Genomic DNA, 19741 nt, shown 5'->3' on the forward strand with positions numbered 1-19741 from the left:
ATACCTATCTAAAATTTAAATAACCTATTTTTGTGAATTGTATTATAAAAATAGGCATATTTTCCGTGAAAAGCAATTCAGAAATTAAAAAAGAGGCTATTGAAGTCCTCGAACTAGAAGCTAAAGCACTGCTAAATGTAGCATCGAAAATCAACGATGATTTTGTTGAAGTAATACATCTCATCTTAAACCTTCAGGGCCGGGTGATCGTGACTGGAATAGGCAAAAGTGCAATTATTGCTCAAAAAATAGTAGCTACACTAAATTCTACAGGTACCCCAGCTATCTTTATGCATGCTGCAGATGCCATACATGGGGATCTGGGTATCATCCAAGAAAACGACCTAATTATTGCCATTTCGAAGAGTGGAAATACACCCGAGATAAAAGTATTAATCCCGTTTTTAAAACAAACTAAGAATAAAATGGTTGCCATCGTAGGAAACATGAACTCCTTTCTTGCTGAACAATCAGATTATAGATTAGACACAACGGTAGAACGAGAGGCTTGTCCTAACAATCTAGCACCAACCACCAGTACAACAGCTCAATTAGCTATGGGTGACGCTTTAGCGGTATGCCTACAGACCGCCAGACAATTTACAGATAGGGATTTCGCTAAATATCATCCCGGGGGAGCACTCGGCAAGCAGCTATACCTCAAAGTAGGCGATGTCTCGAACCTCAACGCAAGACCAAGCGTACAGCCCAAAGACACTATAAAACAACTCATCATAACGATTACAAAACATAGACTAGGTGCAACTGCTGTACTAGACAATGAGAAAATAATTGGGATCATTACCGATGGTGATATCAGAAGGATGCTGGAAAAACACGATGACATCGCTCAGCTAAAAGCAATTGACATTATGTCAAAAAAACCGAAAGAAATTGAAGAAGGTGAACTAGCGGTCAATGCTTTACATAAGATGAGAGAAAACAACATTTCTCAATTATTGGTCACAAAAAACGGTGAATATGCTGGTATTATACATATACAGGATCTACTTAAAGAAGGAATTATTTAAACCATAGCAACCTAATACAGTCCAATATAGGAATAGATTTTATTGTAAAAATATTGTTGTTTAATGCACTCGTTAAAATATGTTAAGATAAACAACTACATTTGGCACATCTATTGAACAAAAATTTAGAAATTTAGATATAAAACGAATATGAAAAAGTTATTAAGTATTGCCACAGTATTAGTTGCTTTCATTTCATTCACAGCAATGGCTATAGCAGTTGGTGAATTCAAATTTGAGAAAGAGACGCACGATTTTGGAACCATACCTTTTAACAAGCCGGCCAGTTTTGAATTCGGATTTACAAATACCGGAGATGCTCCTATCATTGTTTCTGAAGTAGCACCATCTTGCGGATGTTCGGTAGCAGATTTTTCAAAGGCACCAATCAAACCTGGTGACTCAGGAAAAATAAAAGTTACCTATAACGCGGCGACTAAAGGTCCCTTTACAAAATCGTTTACTGTAAAATCAAATACAAAGACACCTGTAAAGACCTTAACGGTTAAAGGTAATGTCGAATAAAACAGAAAAATACGTATAAAAAAGCCGTAACAGTTTAAAGCTGTTGCGGCTTTTTTATAATCTGTCTTTTCTTATCTTTGTACACTATTTTAATATTAAAACTCTAGTTATATGCCAAAAATATCACAAAAAGGCATGGATATGCCAGCCTCTCCGATACGAAAACTAACTCCTTTTGCTGATCAGGCCAAGAAAGAAGGAAAGAAGATATACCATTTAAATATCGGTCAGCCTGATATCCAAACACCAGAAGTAATGTTAAATGCCTTAAAGAACATAGACTTTAAAGTATGGGCTTACACTCCTTCTGAAGGAACTGCATCTTACCGGAATAAATTGGCTGAATACTACAATAAGCTAGACTACAACGTACAACCTACCGACATATTAGTCACCAACGGCGGATCAGAAGCTATCACCATAGCCATGCAGGCATGTCTTAATCCAGGCGAAGAGATAATTATCCCTGAACCCTTTTATGCAAATTACAATGGGTTCGCTTGTTCTTCGGATATTGTTATAAAACCAATCGTCTCCCATATCGAGAACGGTTTTGCATTACCCTCTATCGCAGATTTTGAAAAAGTAATTACGGAAAAGACCAAAGCAATTGCGATCTGTAATCCAAACAATCCTACAGGATATCTTTATTCACGCGATGAACTTGAGGCGTTAAAAGCAATCTGTATCAAATACGATTTATACCTATTCTCAGACGAAGCCTATAGAGAGTTCTGCTACGATGGTCGCGAATTTATTTCCCCGATGCACCTAGAAGGGCTTGAAAACAATGTTGTCGTATTGGACACCGTTTCTAAGCGTTATTCGGCTTGTGGTGCGCGCATCGGCTGTCTCATCACTAAAAATAAAGGACTTTATCAAACAGCTTTAAAATTTGCACAAGCACGTCTTAGTCCGTCACTAGAGGGACAGATAGCTGGTGAAGCGGCTGTAGACACTCCAGATTCTTATTTTGAGGCCGTTTCAAAAGAATATACAGCGCGTCGAGACACATTGGTTAAGGGCTTAAACAAAATTGATGGCGTATTCTGTCCTAATCCTGGAGGCGCATTCTACGTTGTAGCCAAGTTACCTATTGACAATGCCGATAAATTCTGTCAATGGATGCTAGAAAAGTTCACCTACGAAAACGAAACAGTGATGATGGCTCCAGCTACTGGATTCTATAGTACACCAGGTTTAGGTTTAAACGAAGTCCGTTTAGCCTACGTCCTGAATCAAGACGACCTAAAACGAGCGTTAATCTGTTTAGAAAAAGCACTTCAAGAATATCCAGGAAGAAAAGAATACTAATTTTTTCATTCAAAAGAAAAGGCTAAGTGAACACTTAGCCTTTTCTTTTGCTTTAATGTATATTGTGCTTTTTCAGCACATCAAGCACAAAAGGTTCAATCTGTTCAACCATCCGCATAAAGCCTAAATCACTGGGATGTGTACCATCTGTAGTTGCTTCATGATCCTCCCCTAATAGACTAGAGCTATCGAGATAATACAATGCTTTAATCCCTTTCGCTATAAGTTTATCATATTCAGTTTTCCAATTAGCATTCTGTAAATGATTCCGGCTGTTCCAATTTTGGTTAAAATAACTTAACTCCCTAATTACAGATGGAATCATAATAATTGGCGTATTCGGATGTTTTTCCCTTAAATAGGAGACCAAATAAGCTGTCCTCTCACTCACTTGTTCAGGTGAAGAATTCGGTACACAATCTAGTATAAAAACATCTGGATTCATGTCCCCCAACATATGCACAACCTCCTTTTCCATGCGCGCATTACCGCTCACGCCAAAATTCAGGAAGTTAAACCCTGTACGTCTTGACAACAATGCCGGGTATGCTATTCCTGGACGGCTAGCAGAAGCACCATGAACAATGCTAGATCCATAAATAACTATATTTCGCTTAAAAGGATTGGGCAATTCCCCAAAGCTTGCACCTTCCTTCACCCCTATTTCCAATAAAGTAGTCTCGTCATACAAAGGAAGATAAACTAAAAACTCCTTTTCTGTTGCGTCGAGATGTTCCAACAACAAGCCATCCTCACAAGTCTTCACTGTCCCTTTTGAACCTGCATATTGCCATTTCCCAGCTTTATTTTTGATGTATACATCTAGCCCCTTATTCGCAATTGCAGTTAGATTAAGTCCAACCTTCTTATCTGTGACACACCATTTGGCATACAGCTCCGAGCTGTTTGATTTAAAAGTAACAAACAGGCCGGCACTGTTGGTGTAGAGTTTCTTCACACTAGCAGGCATATTGTTATACTTCAAGGTGTCTACCCGATGAAAGGATTCAGAAGTTTCAAAAAATCTACCGTAAATCGGCAATTGATAGAAACGCTTACTTTGCTCTTGAGCAAAAAGATTACTAATCAACAGGAGCGTTCCAAAAAATAACGTAGTTAGTTTTTTCATTGCAATAAAATTAATAAAAATCCGCGCACAAGCAACTAATATAATTAGTATTTTTGAAGAATGGAATATGCAATCGTGGATATAGAGACCACAGGCTCGTATGCGGGAGATAATGGAATAACAGAAATCGCTATCGTTATACATAATGGAGAACATGTCTTAGAAAAATTCGAAACCTTAGTCAATCCTGGCACTACAATTCCTTACCACATCCAATCCTTAACAGGAATAGACAATGAGATGGTATCCAATGCTCCTTCATTTAGGAACATCGCAAAGACCATTTATTCCCTACTGCACAAACGTGTATTTATAGCCCACAATGTTAATTTCGATTATTCATTCATCAATCAAGAACTGAAGAAAGCAGGGTACGACTGGAAAGCACCAAAACTCTGCACTGTCCGTCTTTCACGCAAGATTTTCCCTAATCTGGCATCTTATAGCCTAGGAAAACTATGTCAAAATTTAGGTATAACAATTCATCATCGCCACCGTGCTATGGGAGATGTAGAAGCGACTGTCACCCTCTTCGAAAAACTTCTAAAAAATGACAGTGATTCGATCATCGACACGACATTAAAAAAAACAAAGGAACATAGACTTCCAACACATATTAATCAAGAAGATTTTTTACAACTCCCCGAGACTGCCGGGATTTATCTTTTCAAGAACAAAAGTGGTAACATCATTTATGTAGGAAAGGCCGTCAACATAAGAAAAAGAGTCTTAAGTCATTTTAGTGGCAATAACCCTTCTCAAAAAAGACAGTCTTTTATTAATGACATACATCATATCGACTTTGAGGAGAGTGGAACTGAGCTTATGGCCTTATTGATGGAGTGTAAGATGATAAAACAACATTGGCCAATACACAATCAAGCGCTTAAAAAGTTCGAGCCTAAATTCGGTCTCTTTGAATATGAAGATCAAAAAGGTTACAAACGCCTACTAGTATCGCCATTCAACAAGCAGGCAAAAGCAATACAGTATTTTGAACGGGCGACGGAAGCCAACCAACTACTTTTAGAACTAATGAACACCTATCAGTTATCGCCGAAACTGTGTTCTTTTTATAGTATACGTCCAGAACAAAAAGCACCTATTGATTACCAGAATATTCCAGCACTCGAGCAATATAATGCTCAGGTAGATCAAGCACTGGATTATGTGATTGCGCTACGAAACTCATTTGTGATCATAGATCAAGGAAGAAATTTAGACGAAAAGTCTTACATCTATTTCAAAAATGATCAGCTTACTGCGTTCGGATTTATTCACGTAGACAACCCAACGCGCGAATTTGCAGATATGATTGCTGAAAAAGACAAATGTCTAAGTAATTATTACATGAACAGTCTAGTGCTGCAATACGCCGAGCGATTTCCAGGAAAAGTACACTATGAAAGCAATAAAGTCAATTTTTGAAAATTAAATTATGGAAATAATTAATTAGCTTCATCCTATCTAAAATAAGCTTATTAAAAAACAAAACCATGGTAAAGCACATCAAATCACTGCCTCTTTTCATTATGTCTATCTTTGCGGTTGCAACATTTGTTAACTGTAGCAATGGGAGTTCAGAAAACCAGAATCGTATACGCGTCGGAGGAGAAGGGAAAATACGAGTAATGCCTGATCAAGTTACATTAACCATAAACGCTAGCTTCTCTAAACCTAAAATGGTAGATGCAGTCCGAGAGACGCAAGCGACAGTAGATACAGTGATGCGAATACTGGAGTCCTTTGGGAACAAAGATCAGGATATCAAAACGAGCAGCATATCTGCCAATAAAGACTATCAGTATATAGGTAGCACCTACAAGTTTGTAGGTTTTGAGGCACAACAAACGATAGATTTTGTCTTACATGATTTAAACAAATTCACCGAATTGACAGCAAAATTACTAGATACGAAAATAAGTAGTATCGCCCAAATCCAATTTAACCACTCCAAAGCAGATAGTATTCTCAGAGAAGCTGATCTTATAGCCTACGATGATGCTTTAAAATCAGCAACTAAAATTGCCAAAAGAGCAGATGTGGAATTAGGCAAACTCCTTTTCCTATCCAATGACGGATCAGGAAGCGATGCAACGGGTTACAGTAGTGGCGAGAGAATAGACACCTATAACAAAGGTTTTGGAGGTCAAGGCTTTAAAATCGCTCCTGAAGTGATTGAATTCAAACGTACCATAACCACCGAATTTGGCATAAAATAGGGTAGGTAAATAAAATAAACCTTATCTTTGCCGCATGATTAATGTATCCAATCTATCCCTTCGTTTTGGCAAACGTGTGCTATTCGAGGATGTCAATTTAAAATTCACTCCTGGAAACTGTTATGGCATTATCGGTGCTAACGGTGCGGGTAAATCAACCTTCTTAAAAATCATCTCTGGAGAGGTGGATCAGACCACAGGTTCTGTGTCATTTACTCCTGGCGACAGGATGTCTGTTTTAAGTCAAGATCACTATGCTTTTGACGAGTTTACAGTATTAGAAACTGTAATGATGGGTAATCAGGAGCTCTACAAGATTATGAAAGAGAAGGATGCCATCTACATGAAGGAAGATTTTTCGGATGCTGATGGCGAGCGAGCTGGAGAGCTGGAGAGTCTATTCGCCGAGATGGATGGATGGAATGCGGAATCCAATGCAGCTACTCTACTCAGCAGTTTAGGTATTAAAGAAGAGTTCCACTATAAACTAGTTTCTGAAATCGATGGTAATCAAAAAGTACGTGTGTTATTGGCGCAGGCACTTTTCGGCAAACCAGATATTTTAATTCTCGATGAGCCTACCAACGACTTGGACATTAAGACCATCGCTTGGTTAGAAGACTTTTTAGCTTCCTACGAAGCTATTGTATTGGTAGTTTCTCACGACCGTCACTTTTTGGATGCAGTATGTACACACACTGTAGATATTGATTTTGGAAAAATGACGATCTATACAGGAGCTTACTCTTTCTGGTATGAATCTTCGCAACTTGCCTTAAAACAACGAGCTGATCAGAATAAGAAAACAGAAGAGAAGGTAAAAGAACTTCAAGAATTTATTCGTCGCTTCTCGGCTAATGCTTCGAAATCAAAACAAGCGACATCACGTAAAAAGGCCCTAGATAAAATCAATATCGATGAAATCCAACCTTCGAACCGTAAGTATCCTGCTATCATGTTCAATAATATGAACAGAGAGCCAGGAGATCAAACCTTACATGTAGAAGGATTGAGCAAGACAGTCAATGGCGAAGTCTTCTTCAAAGACATTACTTTCATGATCAATAAAGGAGATAAAATCGCTGTTCTAGCAAGTAACTCTTTAGTTACTTCGGCATTTTATGATATTATTTCCGGCCGTGATACGGATTACAAAGGCGACATCAAATGGGGGGTTACAATTACTCCTGCAGATATGCCTATGGACAACTCTTCTTATTTCGACGGTGTATCAGACAATCTTGTAGACTGGTTAAGAGGATACACCTCCAATCCAGATGCAGATGAGCAATTTATTCGTGGTTTCCTAGGAAAGATGTTATTCTCTGGAGAAGAAGTCATGAAGAAGGTATCTGTACTATCCGGAGGAGAAAAAATGCGTTGTATGTTCTCAAAAATGATGTTACAAGGTGCTAACTTCCTGATTTTTGATGAACCGACCAACCACTTGGATCTAGAATCTATTACAGCATTAAATAATGGAATGAAAGACTTCAAGGGTTCGATGTTGTTTACTTCTCGAGATCACGAATTGACGGAGACAGTTGCCAACCGCATCATTGAGTTGACTCCAAACGGAATTATCGACAAGCTAATGACCTACGACGAATACATCAACTCAGAGGCTGTACAAGCTCAACGAGAAGAAATGTATAAAGTCAAATAGTAACAAAAAAGAGCGTTTAAACGCTCTTTTTTGTTTTATACAAGATTACCAAATTTGCCCGTATTAAAGTCCTCAAACGCTTCCTGTATTTCCTCCATTGTATTCATCACAAATGGACCATAAGACGCTATAGGCTCATCAATAGGCTCTCCACTCAATACCAATACGATGGCATCATCATCTGCTTCCACAGTAAACTTATCCCCATCATTATAGAACAGTACCATTTTATCTGTCGCTGCTTTAAAAGTATCATTTACGGTTACATTTCCGGAAATAATCAACAACGCTGTATTATAATGTGCAGGAAAATCAAATGTTACAACTGCCCCCTTATTAAGTTTAGCATTCATCAGATGTAAGGGCGTAAAGGTAGACGCACCACCTTTCACTCCATTATACTCGCCCGAGATAACTTCGATTATACCGCCGTTGTTTCCCAGCTCTACTTTAGGGATATCGGCATGCACCAAAGCTTGGTATTTAGGCGCACTCATTTTATCTTTAGCAGGTAGATTTACCCACAACTGTACCATTTGAAAATCGCCGCCGGTCTTACTCCATTCCGTCTCATGAAATTCCTTATGCAATACACCTGATGCCGCTGTCATCCACTGTACGTCCCCCTCACCTATTATTCCACCACCACCGGAACTATCACCGTGCTCGACCCGACCTTTATACGCAATCGTCACTGTCTCGAATCCTCGATGTGGGTGTACTCCTACTCCTTTGGGGATAGCGCTAGGTGGGAAGTTATGCGTGGAATTATAATCCAACATAATAAAAGGACTCATCCGCGCCATAGGTGCATAACTTGGTATAAAGTTATGGACTCTAAATCCATCTCCGACAAAATGCGCTGGCTTCGGATTAAAAATATTCTCTACTGTTTTCATCTTTATGACCTCCTTAAATTTATACTACAAATATACTTGCATCAAGGCCGTCAAAACTTAATATAGGTTAAGAAAAGCCAGCTACAGAAAACAAAAAAAGCATCCATTTCTGAATGCTTCTCTAATTATTTTTAAGATAACCTTACAATTGTTTATCTAATTTTTCGACTAACACAGATTTAGGCACAGCACCCACTTGTTTGTCTACTACTTCGCCATTTTTAAAGTATAACAATGCAGGAATATTTCTAATACCGAAACGCACTGATATCTCTGGATTATTGTCCACGTTTACTTTTCCAACAACAGCTTTACCGTCATATTCTGTAGCAATTTCATCTACAACTGGACCTACCATACGGCAAGGACCACACCATTCTGCCCAAAAATCAATTAGTACAGGTTTATCTGCTTTCAAAACTAACTCTTCAAAGTTGCTATCTGTAATTTCTAATGCCATAATAATATCCTCTTTTTATAATTTAATACAAATATAATCAATTGCCCACAATTGTACTCTAATCGTATTGTAATAAATATCTATACCTTATCAATTTAATTGATATCGAATCCCTTTATTCTCCAACTCGTCAATCAACTCATTAGTTACCTTAATTTTTAAAGTTTTGGCAGGCATTTCGACAGAGATATTTTCCTGAACATCCACCACTTTAAATTTCAGGCTACAACTTGCAACTTCTCCTTCTTCCACAGATGAATTTACCAGGTCATCAATAAGTTTTACCACCTGCTCGTTGAGCTGTTGTAAAGCAATCTGTATCGTAAAACTCTTAGCCAGCTTTTCCCTCAAATCGGACAACAATTGTATGTTCTTGATTTCAAAGCCCCAGTTTCCAACCTGTTTAAATCGCTCTTGTACCAACCCCCGAATTTGCACAAAATACCCATCTTGGAGGTATCCTTTGAATTTGACATAGTCCTCTCCAAAAACAGCAATTTCATACGAATCGGAGTAATCCTCAATTACGAACGCACCAAAGGGCTTCCCATTTTTAGAGACCCGATGTACGGCATTGGCAATAATACCGCCGACTACAGCCTCCTTATTCTTAATACGGTTAAACTCTAAAAGCACCTCTTCCTCTACCTCAGAAGCTTTTACTTTATTAATCAGTTGCAAATCGCGCACCGTATTAGCACAAAAATGCTTTATTTCGAATTTATAATTATCGAGCGGATGGCTCGTTAAATAAATTCCGATTACATCCTTCTCATATTTTAACTTTTCAATCAGACCCCATGGTGGACAGGGAGCAAGGACAGGCTCAGGCAACTCCGCTGCCGCTCCGCCTCCAAAAAGGCTTGCTTGAGCCGATTGTTCATTTTCTTTAAATCGTTGAGCAAACTTAATTGCCTTTTCGATCCCAGTTGTATTATCACCATCTTTATAGAAATACTGTGCTCGGTGCGTATCCGTAAAACTATCAAAACCACCTGCGTGTACAAGACTTTCAAAAGCCTTCTTATTGGCAGACCGTAAATCTATTCGTTTAGCAAAATCGAATATCGACTTATACAATCCCTCACTACGGGTCTGCACCACCGTATCTACAGCTCCGGCCCCGACTCCTTTTACTGCTCCGATACCAAATCGAATAGCCCCCTGCTCGTTTACTGTAAACTTATAGTGGGACTCATTTACATCTGGTCCCAATACCTGAAGTCCCATCCGCTTACATTCTTCCATAAAGAAAGTAACCTGCTTAATGTCATTCATATTATTGGACAGTACAGCAGCCATATATTCTGCAGGATAATGCGCTTTTAGATAGGCTGTTTGATAGGCTACCCAAGCATAACAGGTCGAGTGAGACTTATTAAAAGCGTAACTCGCAAATGCTTCCCAGTCGGTCCAGATTTTCTCGAGTACTTTCGCTTTATGCCCTTTTTCCACCGCTTGCTCAACAAACTTAGGCTTCATTTTATCCAGTACAGCCTTCTGCTTCTTACCCATCGCTTTACGCAAAACGTCGGCATCACCTTTTGAGAACCCAGCAAGTTTTTGAGACAGAAGCATTACCTGCTCCTGATAGACCGTAATACCATAGGTCTCTTGTAGATACTCTTCACAGGCATCCAAATCATACACAATGGGTTCTATACCATGTTTACGCTTAATAAACGAAGGTATGTACTCCATTGGACCAGGTCTATAGAGCGCGTTCATTGCAATTAAATCCGCGAAAACTGTCGGCTTTAATTCCTTCATGTACTTTTGCATCCCAGGAGATTCATACTGGAAAACACCAATTGTCTCTCCACGCTGGAACAGTTCGTAAGTAATTTCATCGTCAATTGGAAACTCATCCGGATCGAGCTCTATACCGTGTCTCAATCGCACATTGACCACGGTATCTTTAATCAGCGTAAGCGTCTTAAGCCCCAAAAAGTCCATCTTGAGCAACCCGGCACTCTCTACTACCGAGTTATCAAATTGGGTCACATACAAGTCTGAATCCTTAGCTAGGGATACCGGAACGAAATTCGTGATATCATCTGGTGTGATAATAACACCACAGGCGTGAATTCCGGTATTCCGCATAGAACCTTCCAACACACGAGCCTGTTTGATTGTCTCCGCCTCCAAACCCGCACCGTCCGCTAAGGACTTCAGTCGGTTGACGGCTTCTAATTCCTCCGTACGTAACACCTCCTTTAATGCCTTTTCCTCCAAATTAAAAATCTTACTAAGTTTTAGATTCGGAATCAATTTAGCGATCTCGTTGGCATCGGACAAAGGCAAATCAAGTACCCGTGCAGTATCCTTAATAGAAGACTTTGCAGCCATCGTACCGTAAGTAATAATCTGCGCAACCTGAGATGCCCCATACTTATCAATTACATACTGCATAACCCTTCCCCGTCCTTCATCGTCAAAGTCGATATCAATATCGGGCATGGATACACGGTCAGGATTTAAAAACCGTTCGAAGAGCAAATCATATTGAATAGGATCTAGATTGGTAATACCTAAACAATAGGCGACGGCAGAACCTGCTGCAGATCCTCGCCCTGGTCCAACAGAAACCCCCATTCTACGCGCCTCAGCTATAAAATCCTGTACAATCAAGAAATAACCAGGATAACCGGTACGCTCAATCGTCGCCAGTTCAAAATCTAGTCGCTCTGTTATCTCTTCCGTTATTTCTTTATATCTCTTATTCGCTCCAACATAAGTCAAATGTCTTAGAAGTGCATTTTCACCTCGTTTTCCGCCATCTTCTTCATCTTCCGCATGTTGAAATTCTTCTGGAATATCAAATTTAGGGAGAAGTACATCCCTATTCAATGAGAAAATCTCAACCTTATCCAAAATTTCCTGAATCGTCAGGATTGCCTCAGGCAAATTCGCAAAGGCCTTTTTCATTTCATCAGAAGACTTAAAATAGTATTCCTGATTTGGCATTCCGAAACGAAATCCTCGCCCTCTTCCCTTTGGTGTAGAGAGTTTCTCTCCATCTTTCACACATAATAAAATATCATGCGCGTGCGCATCTACCTTATTTACGTAATACGTATTATTGGTCGCCACCAATTTGACTTGATGTTTATTGGCTAACCGAACCAGCGTCTCATTAACCCTATCTTCATCTTCTTGCCCATGTCGCATCACCTCAATATAGAAGTCCTCTCCAAATAACTCCTTCCACCAGATCAATGCCTCTTCCGCTTGGTTCTCACCAATATTCAATACTTTACTCGGCACCTCCCCCTGTAGGTTTCCCGACAAGACAATCAGATCTTCTTTATACTTCTCGACAATACTCTTATCAATCCTAGGCACATAATAAAAACCTTCTGTATAAGCTGCAGAAGCCATCTTAGCTAAGTTGTGATAGCCATTTTTATTCTTAGCTAAAAATACAATTTGATAGCCATTGTCTTTTCTAGATTTATCCTTTCGATCTTCACAGACAAAAAACTCACATCCGACTATAGGTTTTATAAGCTGCCCTGTAGGCTCTAATCCCGCTTCTATTTCTTCTTTCTGCTTCGCTTCGACGTCCTTATTATGTCCGAGCACCTTACTCACAAAGTGGAAAGCCCCCATCATATTACCATGATCTGTCATTGCTACCGCAGGCATATTATGTTTTGCCGCGGCCGAGACTAAATCACCTATAGAAATTGTAGATTGTAAAACCGAAAACTGAGAATGGTTATGTAAATGTGCAAACGGAGCATGTTTTAGTGCTTCAAGGCTCTCTTCATCAACAACGACCTCTCTACCTGCATTTTCCCGTGCGCGAATAGCATCCGATGCAGCCTTTAGATTGGTATGTTTAAGACCGACCGTAGCAATAGCAGTAGGATTATGCCGTTTAAACTCAACAAAATATCCTGTATCAACTTGCAAGTCTTCTGCTGTAAATACATCTTGTCGAATCAACTCGAAGAAACAGCGTGTCGTTGCCTCCACATCGGCCGTTGCATTATGTGCTTCAGCAAAGGGAACACCAAAAAGATAAGAATGGAGCTCAGTTAGGTTAGGTAACTTAAAACGTCCGCCTCGTCCACCGGGAAGCTTAAGCAGATTCGCCGTCACCTCAGTACATGTATCTAAGACTGGCATACCGCTCATAGGAGATTCTACATTATACCTGTAAAACTCCGAGCCCATGATATTGATATCAAACCCGATATTTTGTCCTACAACAAACTTTGCTTTAGAAAGAGCCTCATTAAACTTAACTAAGACATCTTGAAGTGGCACACCATTCTCCGTTGCGAGCGCAGTCGAAATTCCATGTATTTTCTCCGAATCGAACGGAATATCAAATCCATCAGGTTTAATGAGATAATCCTGATGCTCAACTATATTTCCTAATTCATCGTGTAATTGCCATGCAATCTGCACACACCTCGGCCAATTATCAGTATCTGTAATTGGCGCATCCCAACGCTTTGGTAAACCCGTAGTTTCGGTATCAAATATAATATACATAGTCCATCCCTCTTAGTCAAAACAAAAATAATCAAATAAGCTAAGATATTATCGACATTGTTTCCACAGTCAAAATTTATGAAAGGTAGAAAAAGTCACTATCCGCTATTTTTATTCAAAAAAAATGTAACTTAGATAAAGCAATTAAAAACTTACGAAATGAATTATTTACTTTTTTTAAACATAGGAACACAAGAGATGATACTTCTCATTGTGTTTGGCATTGCCGGTTTAGCTCCACTAATTTTTGCCGTACTAGCATTAATCGATATTTTCAAACGAGATTTTTCTCAAAAAACAACCGATCGCATCCTATTGATTCTACTGGTGCTCCTGCTCCCTATCTTAGGATCAATCATATACTTTGTAGGGTTGCGGAATGCTTATCCATTAAATAGACAAGAGGTTGTATAGTTACATACAACCTCTTGTTTTAAAAGTTAATTTCTATTTATTGTAGAATCGTCACTTCCACTCTTCTATTCTTCTGCCTACCTTCTGGGGTCTTATTATCCCCTACAGGTTTAGAAGGCCCAAACCCCTTCGTTGTAATCCGGCTTCCCGCTACACCGGCCTCCTCCAAGTTCTTTTTCACTGATGCAGCACGTTTGTCAGACAACCACACATTATATCCTTCCTCACCGGTCGAATCCGTATGCCCGTCAACACGAATCTTCTTTGTTTTATCTTCTTTCATCAGCTTCGCTAATTTCGTAAGTTCAACCTTAGCTTTATCTGTCAAATAGGAGGAGTTTGTTGGGAACAACAAATCCGATGATAAGGTAAACTTAATTCCCTCTGATGTTCTAGAAGCATCTTCAAATTCACTCTTTACATTTTTCAAACCATCATCTGTACCATCCTTTGACACTACAGCACCAGAATTCACAATAATCTGTTGTTGCTTACAAGATGTAAAAAATAACACAACAGCACTCGCTGATAACAAAACGATTTTCTTCATATAATTTCTATAACAATCTATCTAAAAAAGGACAATTAACAAAAACGCTAACTAAGATATGTAAATTTTAATTAATGTCTTCTACCTGTCCCAAAAACAATTCTTTTCGCACCTTTTGTAACTCGGGAATTTCTTGATATAATTTCCAAATCATCCCTGATTTTGCATTTTCCAACATAACTGCTATTGCTCCTTGGTTTAATGCAAGATATTCATCTGACACATCATCATTACGTAAATCTAGCCAGGATCTGAATCCATATTCCGTAAATAAGATATGTCCATATTGAGTATACAATGCAAGAACAGAAGCAATCCCCAGCTCTGGCTCAATAATAATAGAAGATGGTGCAATAGCAGGATTCACCCGATAATTACCAATACTATCCTTATGCTGATAGAAACCCCAAATATCGCTATTTGTTGTTCCTACCCCCACTTCATTATCCCTGCGTTTCACATAGTGGGTATACGCCTCCAATACCTCACTCCACTCCATCAAACTATCCTTTAGGATTTTCGGTTCTATAGTAAGGAAAGGCTTGTACAGATCAATCAAACTACCTCTCATCTCACCAAGAGGAAGATACACTCCAAATTGTGTGGACGGTTGGATGATGGAGAGCTTAGTCACCGTATCTATAGCTATTTTAGGAGCTGGGACAGGATTGGTATAATCATGGATCAAACTATCGGAATAGATATCCGTATCCAACTCCTCCATATGTTCGTGTTTATTAATGTTAAAATTATTATAAACCCCATTATAGTATACAGAGGCTGGCAATGGATATTTCCGGGCAGCAATTGCCAATAAATACGTATTTATTGCATCATTAGGCCCCGACAGAAAAGTTGTTGTACTGATATCCTCAGGAGAATTTCCCTCCATCAAGCTCAATTTTGAGCGTAAAACACCAGTTGTTCCATCTGCGACCAACTTTTGCCAATTCACATTATCATAAAGTGCTGTAATTCTACTCCGCAAATCCCGCTCTATCTCATTGTCTTGTGAAAAATATTGCCGTGCGATCAATAATGCTTCGATAAGAGAGGCTGTCCCATTGACATCATAAGAAGAAAATCCCCTACGGTATTCTGGCACTCCCTTCCTGCCATCAAAGTAAGCGGGAAAAACACCGTACTTATTCTGGGCACGCAACAAAAAATACGTCATCTTAGAAATCCTGTTCAGCGCAATTTGCCTATTGATAAACTTCCGCTCCACTCCTATAAGAAGAGCCAAAACAGCTGGAGCAGTTTCCTTAGTCGAAACGACCGCTTTGTCTTTAGATCGATAAGGCAAATACATCCCACTATTTATATCAAAATTCTCTACAAAATAGTTGATATGGGTCATCTGAATAAGCGTAATCAAGGCATCATTCTCCATTTTTTTTGTTGACGCCTCCTTTACAGAAGAAAACAGAGATTCTTCATAATTAAAATCCATCCAGGTAATCTTATAGAAATACTTCTGACCTACCACAGGCACAATATCTAGACACGACTGCATCTGCACAGGTCTTATGCCAATAGGCCTAAATACCTGTCCATCTTCCGATCTATATATTTTTATGTACCGGATACTCGGTGTAAGAGGTAATTGCCACTTTAAGTGAACAATACGATCGTAACCAACAGCTTCCGTCAGTACAGCATTGGTACTCAACTTGACTTCCGAATACTTGGCAGGTAGAAACTCAACCTGATCTATAAAGACATGGTGCATTTCATCAGATGCATTATGCTGTATAAAATGTACACCGCTAATAGGCTCTTCTACATTATCTATTTTAAAATCCTTAGCAGGAACTTTAACCTGTACCCATTTCCCAACTTCGAAATCTTCGATATAAGAACGAATATTCAGCGTGTCTGATGTCTTATTACGTTGACTAATATACAATCTTGGCAAATCACTAAGCTCCGTATTTTCAGTCTTTACATACATACGTATGCTCAAAAAATCTTTATCAGAAAACCTGTAAAGATATTTCTGCCTACTATAGCGCAAACTAACATCCCAATGGCCTTGGTTGTTGGACAAATAACGGAGAGACAGCGCGTTTCCTGGGGTAAAAAATAAAGTGTCGGATACCAATAAATGACCATTTACATTTTCAACCCAACTAGCACCCGCATATTGGACTCGACTTTTCGCATAGCTACCTTTTACCAAACTATTATCAAATACCACCTCAGGATAAGTATCTGCATAGCCATGCGCACAACAAAAACTAAAGAAAACAACCAGAAAACCTAAGTACTTCATATCTTACGATCAATTCACCGCCCAAAAGTAAGCAAAAACCATGCATTAATAACGTAAAACAGGTAATTTGTTAAAAACAACAAAAATTAATAGACACAAATTGAGGATCTTACAATCCGTTCCTAAAATTAAGAAAATAAAAATTTCGCATTTTCATTTTTCTGTCTATCTTTGCATCACGTCAAGCGAAAGTAGCTCAGTTGGTAGAGCACAACCTTGCCAAGGTTGGGGTCGCGAGTTCGAATCTCGTCTTTCGCTCAGTTGCCTAGGTGGTGGAACTGGTAGACACGCAGGACTTAAAATCCTGTTCCCGTTAAGGGAGTGCGGGTTCGATTCCCGCCCTAGGTACAAAAGGCTAATCATATGATTAGCCTTTTTTTATATCATCTTCATATAGTACGAAACCTAGCTCAGTACTCCTATTTAAGAGCAGGCACAACGGAATCAAATAGTAAATAATGAAAACTTAAAAGAAACAAGAGGCTATGATATAAGAAGCCTATAGCATGTAGAATATTATCAAGAGATAATCAAACAGAACAAACTACTCAGGCTCAACCTCAGTAATCACATACACATCTTCGTTAGTTTTTTTCATCTTATATTTCTCACGGGCGATACGCTGTATTTCACTGGGATTGAACTGCGCATCTTTAATCGCTTGTTCGATATTGTCAGTTTCATTAGAATAAAACTCCTTTTCTAGTTCCAGTTTATTCCGTTCTTGCTGATAACCAATCTGAGTAGCGATATCATATCTGTCAAAAAAACACATCCATACTAAAAATGCTACTCCCGATATAAGGAATCTATTCTTGACTAAAGAGACAATTCTTTCCATGGCACAAAAATAATACTAAGATTGGACTTTATGCTTAAACTTAAAAAAACTTTTAGATAAGTACAAGATCAGCTTGATTAGCATCTTCACTACAAATCTCCTCTTTTCACAGAGCCTTATAAAAAAAGGGGCTAAAGCCCCTTTTTATAGTAGTAATTAAACTATTTCTTTTTGATTGCAAATTTAAAATCCTTACCAATGAATCTGGCATTTGCACCAAGTTCTTCTTCGATACGTAACAATTGATTGTACTTTGCCATACGATCAGAACGCGAAGCCGAACCAGTCTTAATCTGTCCACAATTCAATGCAACAGCTAGATCAGCTATTGTAAAATCCTCAGTTTCGCCCGAACGGTGAGACATAACAGAAGTGTAACCACTATTTTGTGCAAGTGTCACAGCATTGATTGTCTCTGTTAATGATCCGATTTGATTTACCTTCACTAAAATAGAGTTAGCCGTATCGGTATCGATTCCTTGCTGAAGGCGTTTTGTATTTGTAACAAACAAATCATCACCCACCAACTGCACACGACCACCAATTTTCTCTGTCAACAACTTCCATCCTGACCAATCGTCTTCCTGCATACCATCCTCAATAGAAATAATTGGATACTTCTCGGACAATTCTGCTAAATAAGCTGCTTGTTCTTCAGAGCTACGGATAGCACCTTTTTCACCTTCAAATTTGGTATAATCGTACTTACCATTTACATAAAACTCAGACGCTGCACAATCTAAAGCTAAACATATATCTACTCCTGGCTTATAACCAGCAGACTCAATGGCTTTCAATACAGTTTCAATAGCGTCCTCTGTACCTTCAAATGTCGGTGCAAAACCACCTTCATCACCTACTGCAGTAGACAGACCACGATCATGCAAAATCTTTTTCAAACTATGGAACACTTCCGTACCCCAGCGCAAAGCTTCAGAGAAAGAAGGCGCACCGACAGGCATAATCATAAACTCCTGGAAAGCAATAGGAGCATCAGAATGCGAACCTCCATTGATGATATTCATCATCGGGATAGGTAATGTATTGGCATTGACACCTCCAATATACCGGTACAACGGCTGGCGAGACTCTTGAGCCGCTGCTTTTGCCACTGCCAAAGAAACACCTAGAATAGCATTAGCCCCCAATTTACCTTTATTCTCCGTACCATCAAGATCAATCATAATCTTGTCAATTGCATTTTGTTCAAAAACATCAACACCTTCCAAAGCTTGCGCAATAACCGTGTTAACATTTTCTACTGCCTTCAAAACACCTTTACCAAGATATTTTGATTTGTCTCCATCACGCAACTCTACAGCTTCATGAACACCTGTAGACGCTCCAGAAGGAACAGCAGCTCTACCCACAAAACCGTTTTGTGTAGTAACATCAACTTCAATTGTTGGATTCCCGCGCGAATCTAAAATTTGGCGCGCATGTACATCGATAATTAAACTCATTTTCTTTTATAAGGTTATGACTCAAACACAGCTAACACTTAGTGTATTAATAACACTAATATACAACACATATTTTATAATTCAAAAATAGAAATTATATATGAAATATCCACATCCCCTTATCCCCTAGCCACAAATAAAAAACCTTTAACCGGGGAGATTAAAGGTCCTTTTACTAACCAATTATTAACCTAAATTATGAATACTAATGCATAAACAAAGCTTATGCCAAAACTATCATATCCTAGTTTTATCCTTTTTTCTGAAAGTGTATGTATTATTGATTCGATTCTATATCCCAAGGGATCAATGAGCTCTCTCGTTCGTTTCAATAGACATCAAGAACTTTTTTCATGATAATTTCCTCTCGCATTGGCATTCAAGAGCTCCCCGATAACATCGGCGCTGTCTCATGACTGTTGATGAACCGAAGGAATCAGGAAAGT

At 38.9% G+C, this 19741-nt stretch carries 15 protein-coding genes and 2 tRNA genes; 9 read left to right on the forward strand and 8 right to left on the reverse strand.

What is annotated here, in order from left to right:
• Positions 1-65: 65 nt before the first annotated feature.
• From JKG64_RS08835 to JKG64_RS08845, 3 genes are all read left to right on the forward strand, one after another.
• The gene (locus JKG64_RS08835) at positions 66-1031 is read left to right on the forward strand and encodes a KpsF/GutQ family sugar-phosphate isomerase (protein ID WP_210353927.1); all 966 of its coding nucleotides are present in this window, start codon (positions 66-68) and stop codon (positions 1029-1031) included.
• A 150-nt stretch (positions 1032-1181) separates the two neighbouring features.
• Positions 1182-1556, forward strand: coding sequence for a DUF1573 domain-containing protein (locus JKG64_RS08840; RefSeq protein WP_210353928.1), 375 nt, complete (start codon positions 1182-1184; stop codon positions 1554-1556).
• A gap of 111 nt (positions 1557-1667) precedes the next feature.
• Positions 1668-2870 (forward strand): pyridoxal phosphate-dependent aminotransferase, encoded by a 1203-nt coding sequence (locus tag JKG64_RS08845; protein ID WP_210353929.1) that lies wholly within the window; start codon positions 1668-1670, stop codon positions 2868-2870.
• A gap of 52 nt (positions 2871-2922) precedes the next feature.
• On the opposite strand, the gene JKG64_RS08850 is transcribed toward JKG64_RS08845, so the two are convergent.
• Positions 2923-3999 (reverse strand): SGNH/GDSL hydrolase family protein, encoded by a 1077-nt coding sequence (locus JKG64_RS08850; protein ID WP_210353930.1) that lies wholly within the window; start codon positions 3997-3999, stop codon positions 2923-2925.
• 60 nt (positions 4000-4059) lie between these two features.
• Between JKG64_RS08850 and JKG64_RS08855 the strand changes: the two genes are divergently transcribed.
• The 3 genes from JKG64_RS08855 to JKG64_RS08865 all read left to right on the forward strand — a co-directional run bounded on the left by JKG64_RS08855 (position 4060) and on the right by JKG64_RS08865 (position 7887).
• A complete protein-coding gene (locus tag JKG64_RS08855; RefSeq protein ID WP_210353931.1) occupies positions 4060-5427 on the forward strand; it encodes an exonuclease domain-containing protein in 1368 nt (455 codons plus the stop codon).
• Positions 5428-5495: 68 nt separating this feature from the next.
• Positions 5496-6221, forward strand: coding sequence for an SIMPL domain-containing protein (locus JKG64_RS08860; protein ID WP_210353932.1), 726 nt, complete (start codon positions 5496-5498; stop codon positions 6219-6221).
• Positions 6222-6255: 34 nt separating this feature from the next.
• The gene (locus tag JKG64_RS08865; RefSeq protein WP_210353933.1) at positions 6256-7887 is read left to right on the forward strand and encodes an ABC-F family ATP-binding cassette domain-containing protein; all 1632 of its coding nucleotides are present in this window, start codon (positions 6256-6258) and stop codon (positions 7885-7887) included.
• 35 nt (positions 7888-7922) lie between these two features.
• Here JKG64_RS08865 and JKG64_RS08870 read toward each other — a convergent pair whose 3' ends face one another.
• The 3 genes from JKG64_RS08870 to dnaE all read right to left on the reverse strand — a co-directional run bounded on the left by JKG64_RS08870 (position 7923) and on the right by dnaE (position 13752).
• The gene (locus tag JKG64_RS08870) at positions 7923-8786 is read right to left on the reverse strand and encodes a pirin family protein (RefSeq protein ID WP_246512508.1); all 864 of its coding nucleotides are present in this window, start codon (positions 8784-8786) and stop codon (positions 7923-7925) included.
• A 142-nt stretch (positions 8787-8928) separates the two neighbouring features.
• Positions 8929-9246: a thioredoxin gene (gene trxA, locus JKG64_RS08875; RefSeq protein WP_133584858.1), complete on the reverse strand. Its 318-nt coding sequence runs from the start codon at positions 9244-9246 to the stop codon at positions 8929-8931.
• 90 nt (positions 9247-9336) lie between these two features.
• Positions 9337-13752, reverse strand: a complete 4416-nt coding sequence (gene dnaE, locus JKG64_RS08880) for a DNA polymerase III subunit alpha (RefSeq protein WP_210353934.1) — start codon at positions 13750-13752, stop codon at positions 9337-9339.
• A 198-nt stretch (positions 13753-13950) separates the two neighbouring features.
• On the opposite strand from dnaE, the gene JKG64_RS08885 reads away from it, so the two are divergent.
• The gene (locus JKG64_RS08885) at positions 13951-14166 is read left to right on the forward strand and encodes a PLDc N-terminal domain-containing protein (RefSeq protein WP_210353935.1); all 216 of its coding nucleotides are present in this window, start codon (positions 13951-13953) and stop codon (positions 14164-14166) included.
• A gap of 37 nt (positions 14167-14203) precedes the next feature.
• On the opposite strand, the gene JKG64_RS08890 is transcribed toward JKG64_RS08885, so the two are convergent.
• Positions 14204-14716, reverse strand: coding sequence for an OmpA family protein (locus tag JKG64_RS08890; RefSeq protein WP_210353936.1), 513 nt, complete (start codon positions 14714-14716; stop codon positions 14204-14206).
• A 67-nt stretch (positions 14717-14783) separates the two neighbouring features.
• The gene (locus JKG64_RS08895; RefSeq protein ID WP_210353937.1) at positions 14784-16991 is read right to left on the reverse strand and encodes a glucoamylase family protein; all 2208 of its coding nucleotides are present in this window, start codon (positions 16989-16991) and stop codon (positions 14784-14786) included.
• Between the two features lie 185 nt (positions 16992-17176).
• Here JKG64_RS08895 and JKG64_RS08900 point away from each other — a divergent pair.
• Positions 17177-17249, forward strand: a tRNA-Gly gene (locus JKG64_RS08900).
• A 5-nt stretch (positions 17250-17254) separates the two neighbouring features.
• A tRNA-Leu gene (locus JKG64_RS08905) sits at positions 17255-17339 on the forward strand.
• Positions 17340-17535: 196 nt separating this feature from the next.
• On the opposite strand, the gene JKG64_RS08910 is transcribed toward JKG64_RS08905, so the two are convergent.
• Both JKG64_RS08910 and eno read right to left on the reverse strand, forming a co-directional pair.
• Positions 17536-17832, reverse strand: a complete 297-nt coding sequence (locus tag JKG64_RS08910; RefSeq protein ID WP_210353938.1) for an FtsB family cell division protein — start codon at positions 17830-17832, stop codon at positions 17536-17538.
• Positions 17833-17993: 161 nt separating this feature from the next.
• Positions 17994-19295: a phosphopyruvate hydratase gene (gene eno, locus JKG64_RS08915; RefSeq protein WP_210353939.1), complete on the reverse strand. Its 1302-nt coding sequence runs from the start codon at positions 19293-19295 to the stop codon at positions 17994-17996.
• Positions 19296-19741: the final 446 nt, after the last annotated feature.

The sequence above is a fragment of the Sphingobacterium tabacisoli genome, from assembly GCF_017908035.1.
Taxonomy (GTDB): Bacteria; Bacteroidota; Bacteroidia; order Sphingobacteriales; family Sphingobacteriaceae; genus Sphingobacterium; species Sphingobacterium tabacisoli.

Excerpts from the sequence above, each read along its gene's own strand:
- JKG64_RS08850 (WP_210353930.1), bottom strand. The coding sequence starts at position 3,999 with ATGAAAAAACTAACTACGTTATTTTTTGGAACGCTCCTGTTGATTAGT.
- JKG64_RS08890 (WP_210353936.1), bottom strand. The coding sequence starts at position 14,716 with ATGAAGAAAATCGTTTTGTTATCAGCGAGTGCTGTTGTGTTATTTTTT.
- JKG64_RS08910 (WP_210353938.1), bottom strand. The coding sequence starts at position 17,832 with ATGGAAAGAATTGTCTCTTTAGTCAAGAATAGATTCCTTATATCGGGA.
- JKG64_RS08865 (WP_210353933.1), top strand. The coding sequence starts at position 6,256 with ATGATTAATGTATCCAATCTATCCCTTCGTTTTGGCAAACGTGTGCTA.
- JKG64_RS08885 (WP_210353935.1), top strand. The coding sequence starts at position 13,951 with ATGATACTTCTCATTGTGTTTGGCATTGCCGGTTTAGCTCCACTAATT.
- JKG64_RS08860 (WP_210353932.1), top strand. The coding sequence starts at position 5,496 with ATGGTAAAGCACATCAAATCACTGCCTCTTTTCATTATGTCTATCTTT.
- JKG64_RS08870 (WP_246512508.1), bottom strand. The coding sequence starts at position 8,786 with ATGAAAACAGTAGAGAATATTTTTAATCCGAAGCCAGCGCATTTTGTC.
- trxA (WP_133584858.1), bottom strand. The coding sequence starts at position 9,246 with ATGGCATTAGAAATTACAGATAGCAACTTTGAAGAGTTAGTTTTGAAA.
- JKG64_RS08895 (WP_210353937.1), bottom strand. The coding sequence starts at position 16,991 with ATGAAGTACTTAGGTTTTCTGGTTGTTTTCTTTAGTTTTTGTTGTGCG.
- dnaE (WP_210353934.1), bottom strand. The coding sequence starts at position 13,752 with ATGTATATTATATTTGATACCGAAACTACGGGTTTACCAAAGCGTTGG.
- JKG64_RS08855 (WP_210353931.1), top strand. The coding sequence starts at position 4,060 with ATGGAATATGCAATCGTGGATATAGAGACCACAGGCTCGTATGCGGGA.
- eno (WP_210353939.1), bottom strand. The coding sequence starts at position 19,295 with ATGAGTTTAATTATCGATGTACATGCGCGCCAAATTTTAGATTCGCGC.
- JKG64_RS08840 (WP_210353928.1), top strand. The coding sequence starts at position 1,182 with ATGAAAAAGTTATTAAGTATTGCCACAGTATTAGTTGCTTTCATTTCA.
- JKG64_RS08845 (WP_210353929.1), top strand. The coding sequence starts at position 1,668 with ATGCCAAAAATATCACAAAAAGGCATGGATATGCCAGCCTCTCCGATA.